The sequence below is a fragment of the Terasakiella sp. genome (assembly GCF_048267425.1).
In the GTDB taxonomy this organism is placed as follows: Bacteria; Pseudomonadota; Alphaproteobacteria; order Rhodospirillales; family Terasakiellaceae; genus Terasakiella.
This window is the reverse complement of sequence record NZ_JBLWXN010000001.1, coordinates 46,030-52,392: the sequence shown is the minus strand read 5'-3', so window position 1 is coordinate 52,392 and position 6,363 is coordinate 46,030. Positions and strand designations below refer to the sequence as shown.

7 protein-coding genes are annotated in these 6,363 nt (G+C 51.5%); all 7 read right to left on the bottom strand.

What is annotated here, in order from left to right:
• Positions 1-503, bottom strand: a 503-nt coding sequence (locus ACN0VA_RS00240; protein WP_417819194.1) for a hypothetical protein, incomplete at its 3' end; no start/stop codon positions are given.
• A complete protein-coding gene (locus tag ACN0VA_RS00235; protein ID WP_417819193.1) occupies positions 481-1,683 on the bottom strand; it encodes a bifunctional folylpolyglutamate synthase/dihydrofolate synthase in 1,203 nt (400 codons plus the stop codon). The genes ACN0VA_RS00240 and ACN0VA_RS00235, both read right to left, overlap by 23 nt.
• 67 nt (positions 1,684-1,750) lie before the next feature.
• The gene (gene accD / locus ACN0VA_RS00230) at positions 1,751-2,770 is read right to left on the bottom strand and encodes an acetyl-CoA carboxylase, carboxyltransferase subunit beta (RefSeq protein ID WP_417819192.1); all 1,020 of its coding nucleotides are present in this window, start codon (positions 2,768-2,770) and stop codon (positions 1,751-1,753) included.
• Between the two features lie 13 nt (positions 2,771-2,783).
• On the bottom strand, positions 2,784-3,614 hold the full coding sequence (trpA, locus tag ACN0VA_RS00225; protein WP_417819191.1) for a tryptophan synthase subunit alpha: 831 nt from the start codon (positions 3,612-3,614) through the stop codon (positions 2,784-2,786).
• The gene (gene trpB, locus ACN0VA_RS00220) at positions 3,611-4,822 is read right to left on the bottom strand and encodes a tryptophan synthase subunit beta (protein WP_417819190.1); all 1,212 of its coding nucleotides are present in this window, start codon (positions 4,820-4,822) and stop codon (positions 3,611-3,613) included. Before trpB ends, trpA begins: the two co-directional genes overlap by 4 nt.
• An 81-nt stretch (positions 4,823-4,903) precedes the next feature.
• Positions 4,904-5,545, bottom strand: a complete 642-nt coding sequence (locus ACN0VA_RS00215) for a phosphoribosylanthranilate isomerase (protein ID WP_417819189.1) — start codon at positions 5,543-5,545, stop codon at positions 4,904-4,906.
• Complete coding sequence (locus tag ACN0VA_RS00210; protein ID WP_417819188.1) at positions 5,529-6,362, bottom strand: hypothetical protein; 834 nt, start codon at positions 6,360-6,362, stop codon at positions 5,529-5,531. Before ACN0VA_RS00210 ends, ACN0VA_RS00215 begins: the two co-directional genes overlap by 17 nt.
• Position 6,363 lies beyond the last annotated feature (1 nt).

The following is a 6,363-nucleotide window of genomic DNA, read 5'->3' as shown; positions in this document are numbered from 1 at the left end:
ACACCGGTATGGGCCGGGATTTGACCGCCTTCGTCAAAACGCACACCGCGCCCGGTTTCAATAACAAACAGATCGACGTTTTCTTCTTTGAACCATTGCAGGGCAATTAATAAAAATAGACCATAGGGCGAGAGATAATCAGGCGCCGATGGGATTGTGATTTGTGCCCATATTTTCTCAAAACAAGCAATAAAACGGTCTTCGGACATAGGTTGTCCGTTAATGCGCATGCGATCGGTATGGTCGATTTCTTCCGGGGAAATCACCAGACCCACTTTGCCAAACGGTTCAAGGCTGCTGGCACAAAGCCGGGCAACCGTGCCTTTGCCCTTTGACCCGGTGACTTTCAGGATTTTATCGGCGGGTGGAATTAAATCCAGTTGCCGGGCGATATTCAGGATAATATGTGGATTGCGAACATCGCGGTCCAAACGCCCTTTTAACAGCGGTTTGACAGCAATGTAGCTTTCAAAAATCAGATCAAGCGCGCGATTGTAGTTCATAAAAATTAGCCACAAGACTGAGGGAGCCGCAAATCACGATCCGCCCGGTCTTTGTATGTTTGCGTTTAATCAAGTCCAAGGCCAGGGGCAAGTCTTCGCAGACGGTCGCCGTTGCCCCGATAGACATGACGCTATGGGCCAGTTTTTCCGGTTTTTTACAGGGCTGGTTCGGAATGGGAACGGTGTAGACATGATCAACCACATCGGCAATTTCACGAATAAAAGGTTTGCTGTCTTTTCGTTTCAGCATGCCAAGCACAAGATAAAGCGGGCGATCATCCCATTTTTTAAGCTGCCGACGCAGGGCTTGTCCGGCGGCTCGGTTATGGGCACCGTCCAGCCAAATTTCCCATTTTGGATCAAAGCTGGGCAGGGCGGCGCGTTCCAGTCGCCCCGGCCAGTGAACGGAACGCATGGCGTTGTTTAAGGCTTCATCAGGGAAATTGAAGCGGCCTTTCACCAATTCCAGACAGGCCAAGGCCACACCGGCGTTTTGAACTTGATGAGATCCGATCAGGGCGGGACGGGGCCATGCGCGATCAACGCCTTGCCATCCTTCAAAAATAATCCGTTCGCCGGCTTTTTTAATGAACCACTCGCGCCGTTCACGGTACATGAGGACATTCAGCTGTTTGGCCCGTTCCCGAATGGCGTGATAGGCTTCGTCTTCTTGTTTGGCAATGACAACGGGAACGCCCTTTTTTAAAATCCCGGCTTTATGGCGGGCGATTTCAGCAACGTTTTCCCCCAGAAATTCTTTATGATCCAGTGAGATCGGCGTAATAGCACAGGCGATCGGGGCTTCAATCACATTGGTGGTGTCGCCCAATCCGCCCATTCCGGTTTCCAGCAACAGGACATGGCCTTTTGTGCGGCTAAACGCCAGAAAGGCAGCGGCGGTCATGGCTTCAAATACCGTGAGGGGCGCACCCGCATTGGCATCTATGACTTCTTGAAGAAGGGCGCAATAGGTGTCTTCGTCTATTTCATTGCCTGCTAAGTTAACGGTTTCGCGGGCATTGAAAAAATGAGGCGAGGTAAAACTGTGCACCTTGTATCCAACGGATTCAAAAAAGGCGCGTAAAAAAGCGACGGTGGATCCTTTACCGTTGGTGCCTGCAACATGAATGGTGGGCGGCAGTTGTTGCTGCGGATTGCCCAATCGTTCCAGCAGGGTCAAAAATCGCTCAAGCCCCAGATCAATATCTTTGTCATGGAGCTTGGCAATTTCTGAGAGAAGGAGATCGCTAGTCAGCTTTATGGTCCTCGTCCTTTTCGTCTTTTTCTTCTGTGCCCGGAAGCGGTTCACTGTCAGGGCGGCGGATATCCGGCGGTGGCGGGATGTCGTTGATGTTATCTTCGACTTCCGGCTCAATCGGTTTATCACCGTGCGCCAGTTCAACCAGATCCCCTGCCGGTTTTGTGTTGCGCAACAGGCTGAGAACGTTGATCAGGGTCGGGCGCAACTCGTGACGGCGCACAACCATATCGACCATACCGTGTTCATACAGGTATTCGGCGGTTTGGAAGTCGTCGGGTAATTGTTCGCGGATGGTTTGTTCGATCACACGGCGACCGGCAAAACCGATAACAGCGCCGCTTTCAGCAATGGCAATATCACCCAGCATCGCAAAAGAGGCAGAAACCCCACCCGTTGTTGGATCGGTCAGAACGACGATATAGGGCAAGCCGGCTTCTTTGACACGTTCCACACCGATTGTGGTCCGCGCCATTTGCATCAGGGACAGAATCCCTTCTTGCATACGTGCGCCACCTGAGGCTGGGACAACAATCAGGGCTGCATCTTGTACAATCGCCAGTTTGGAGGCCGCAACCAATCCTTCGCCGACGCCTGTTCCCATAGAACCGCCCATATAGGCAAAGTTAAAGGCAGCGATAACCACGTTCTGAGCGCCCATTTTACCATGTGCGACAACAAGCGCATCTTCTTCCTTGGTTTTTGCATTCGATTCTTTGATGCGGTCTTTATATTTACGGCGATCGGTAAATTTCAACGGGTCTTGTTTGACCTTGGGCAGTTCAGCGCGGGTATATTTACCATCGTCAAATAACAATTCCAGGCGCTCTGTTACAGACAGGCGCATATGATGACCGCAATGTTGGCAGACATGATGGTTTTTCGCCAGATCACGGTGGAAAATCATTTGACCGCATTTGGTGCATTTGTGCCAAAGATTATCGGGGATTTCCTTGGGGCGCACAAGGTCGCGCAGTTTCGGTTTTACGTAGTTTGTTAACCAGTTCATCGATTAAACCCCTTTAAGCTTTGGCGGCGCGTACGCCGTCAGCCAATTCTTGTACATAAGAGAGAACGGCCTCGGACAAGCCCTCTTTGGCCTTGCCGTTTTCGTCCAAATTATCTGCGATCCGCTTAACAATGGCAGAACCGACAACAGCCGCATCACTGAGGCCCGCCATTGTTTTTGCCTGATCGGGCGTGTTGATACCGAAACCGATGGCAACAGGCAAGTCACTATGTTGACGAATGCGTTTTACAGCCGCATCCACATCGGATGTGACGGCGGATGCCGTGCCGGTTACCCCGGTGATGGATACATAATAAATAAAGCCGCTGGCCCGGTCTGCGATTAATTGCAGGCGGGCATCATCTGCGGTCGGTGTGCAGAGATAAATAAAATCCAAACCTGCCTTTTGGGCGGGAATGGCAAATTCGCGTTCTTCTTCCGGTGGTAGGTCCACAATAATAAAACCGTCAACCCCGGCTTCTGCGGCGTCTTTAAGGAAGTCGTCCACACCATAAGAATAAATCGGGTTGAAATATCCCATCAGAACAATCGGTGTGTCGTTATCAGCTTGGCGGAATTCACGCACCATCGCCAAAACATTTTTCAGGTTCATACCTGCTGCCAAGGCGCGTTGTGATCCCAATTGAATGGCTGGGCCATCGGCCATCGGGTCGGAAAACGGCATACCTAATTCGATGACATCGGCGCCTGCACCGGGCATGCCCATCAGCAATTTTTTCGATGTGGCAAGATCCGGGTCACCGGCTGTAATAAAGGTGACAAGCGCGGAACGCCCTTCGGCCTTGAGCTGGTCAAAACGTGTTTTTAATCGGGTCTGGCTCATAATACGGTCCCCATCGCCTTGGCAATCGTGTTGACATCTTTATCACCGCGCCCGGACATATTGACCACGAGGATTTCATCCTTGGACATTTGTTTGGCAAGCTTTTCAGCCTCAGCTAATGCGTGCGAGGATTCAAGGGCGGGAATAATCCCTTCCAGTTTGGTGCAAAGCTGGAACGCCGCGACCGCTTCGTCATCTTTGATCGAATGATATTCCACCCGTCCCGCATCAAACAGAAAGCTATGTTCCGGCCCGATACCCGGATAATCCAACCCGGCAGAGATGGAATGAGCTTCGGTAATCTGCCCATCGTCATCTTGCAGCAAATAGGTCCGGTTGCCGTGTAACACACCGGGACGCCCCCCTGTCAGGGATGCCGCATGTTCATCTGTATCGACACCATGCCCGGCGGCTTCGACGCCGATAATGCGCACGTCCGTATCATCAAGGAACGGATAGAACAGACCCATTGCGTTGGACCCGCCACCGACACAGGCAACAAGTGTGTCAGGCAAGCGGCCTTCTTGTTCCATAATCTGTTCGCGGACTTCTTCACCAATGATTTTCTGGAATTCGCGGACCATAACCGGGTAAGGGTGCGGTCCAGCAACCGTGCCGATCAAATAATAGGTATCGTGTACGTTGGCGACCCAATCGCGCAAAGCTTCGTTCATCGCGTCTTTTAAGGTGCCGGACCCGGCGGTTACCGGGCGAACTTCTGCGCCCAGCAATTTCATGCGAAAGACGTTGGGTTGCTGGCGTTCAATATCGGTGGCGCCCATAAAGACGGTACAATCCAACCCGAACAGGGCGCAAACGGTTGCGGTTGCCACACCGTGTTGACCTGCACCGGTTTCCGCAATGATGCGTTTTTTACCCATGCGTTTTGCCAGCAGGATTTGACCGATGCAGCTGTTGATTTTATGCGCACCTGTATGGTTCAGGTCTTCGCGTTTGAAATAAACCTTTGCCCCACCGCAATGTTCGGTGAAACGTTCGGCGAAATAAAGCGGGCTGGGGCGACCGACGTATTGTTTCAGGTACCCTTGGACTTGGGCCTGAAATTCCGGGTCGTCTTTGGCCTCGTTAAAATGTTTTTCAACATCAAGGATCAAGGGCATAAGCGTTTCGGCAACAAAGCGTCCGCCGAAAATACCAAAGCGCCCGTCTTCGTCCGGGCCTGCCATAAATGTATTGGGTGTGTTCATCGTTAAACGTGACCTATAAATATTTGCTTGTCTTATAGCGCATGTGCAAAAGGACTGGCAAAGAAAAATGGCGTTTTTTGCTCAGCCTTTTACGGCTTTGAGGAAAGCTTCTATCAACTCGGGGCTTTTAACACCTTTTTCGGCCTCGACCCCGCTGGAAACATCGACTGCTTTGCATCCGCTTTGTTTCACAGCGTCAAGAACGTTATCCACGGTTAAACCGCCCGCCAGCATCCACGGCACCGTCCATTGGGTATCGCGCAGTAAGGACCAGTCAAAGGCAATGGCGTTTCCGCCCGGACGTGTCGCCCCTTTGGGTGGTTTGGCATCAAATAACAAACGATCGGCCACACCGTCATAGGTCCGTGCTTTTTCCACATCCTCAGTTGTTTCGATGGGCAGGGCTTTCATAACCGGCAGGCCAAAGGTCTGGCGAACCTCTTCCACACGTTCCGGGCTTTCGTCACCATGAAGCTGGATCAAATCAAGGCGGGCCTGATTAAGCACGCTCATTAACTCGTCATCGCTTGGATTAACAAACAGGCCCACTTTTAAAACATCGGCATCACCGACCATATCGAAAACTTCTGCAGCCTGTTCTGCGCTGACATGGCGCGGACTGGGCGGGAAAAAGACACACCCCAACAGGTCAGCTCCGGCCTGTATGGCAATATGGGCATCCTCGGGTGTTTTTAATCCGCAGATTTTAACGGCTATCGACATGGCGTCCTCTCGTTCTTCCATAGGCGAGTGCCCATAACATAGCGAGTAATCCGCCCCCGATAAAGGTTTTGGCGGTTTCCAAAGTTAAAAAGAGTAAATTCCAGACAAGGGCAGATGCCTCATCCCCCATTGCCAATTGAGTGAAAATCGGCATATGCAGGACAAGGCGCAGGATAAACACGGCGACCCATAAAGGCAAGGCGACCAGCACACTGGCGGCAAACAGGCGGGTGAAATCTTGGCGTAAGGCATTAAATGACATGGCGAACAGGTCACGGGCCGGACGGGGGGTGTCTTCTGCAATTGCAGGCAGAACAAAGGCAAAAACCTGCATGATCCAGCCTAAAAACAAACTGGCGTATAAATGCAGGCTGACCCCGTCCAAGGCCGTAATACCGCCCATCACCAACACATCGGGTTGATGGAAAAACAAGGGTTGGTCAAACCAGAAGGCAAAGATCGTCAGTGGCATCAATACCAGCACGGAGGCCTTGAAAAAACGCCATTCGCGCAGATTCAATTTCGGTAAAAAAGACGTCGCACCTTCAAAGGATCCTTTGAGGACAAAGCGTTGCAATTGTAGCGCATAAAAGGTCCAAAGGGCGAGGATCATCAGCCATTCTATAACGCGTATCCCGTAAAAAGCTTCCTGTCCCCAGCTTTGCGGCGTGTGCCACAGATTGATGGCAAGCAAAAGTAAAAAGGGAAATAATCCCGCTCTGACAAAGATCATGGGATTGCGAAATAAGACGGCATAAACCCCGTTTACAAGGGCGAAAACCGGCAGTTTGTCGTCTAGTTTTGGGATATCCAGCATG

Bases quoted from the DNA above. Each gene is read 5' to 3' on its own strand.
- accD (WP_417819192.1), bottom strand. From the start codon at position 2,770: ATGAACTGGTTAACAAACTACGTAAAACCGAAACTGCGCGACCTTGTG.
- trpA (WP_417819191.1), bottom strand. From the start codon at position 3,614: ATGAGCCAGACCCGATTAAAAACACGTTTTGACCAGCTCAAGGCCGAA.
- trpB (WP_417819190.1), bottom strand. From the start codon at position 4,822: ATGAACACACCCAATACATTTATGGCAGGCCCGGACGAAGACGGGCGC.
- ACN0VA_RS00215 (WP_417819189.1), bottom strand. From the start codon at position 5,545: ATGTCGATAGCCGTTAAAATCTGCGGATTAAAAACACCCGAGGATGCC.
- ACN0VA_RS00210 (WP_417819188.1), bottom strand. From the start codon at position 6,362: ATGCTGGATATCCCAAAACTAGACGACAAACTGCCGGTTTTCGCCCTT.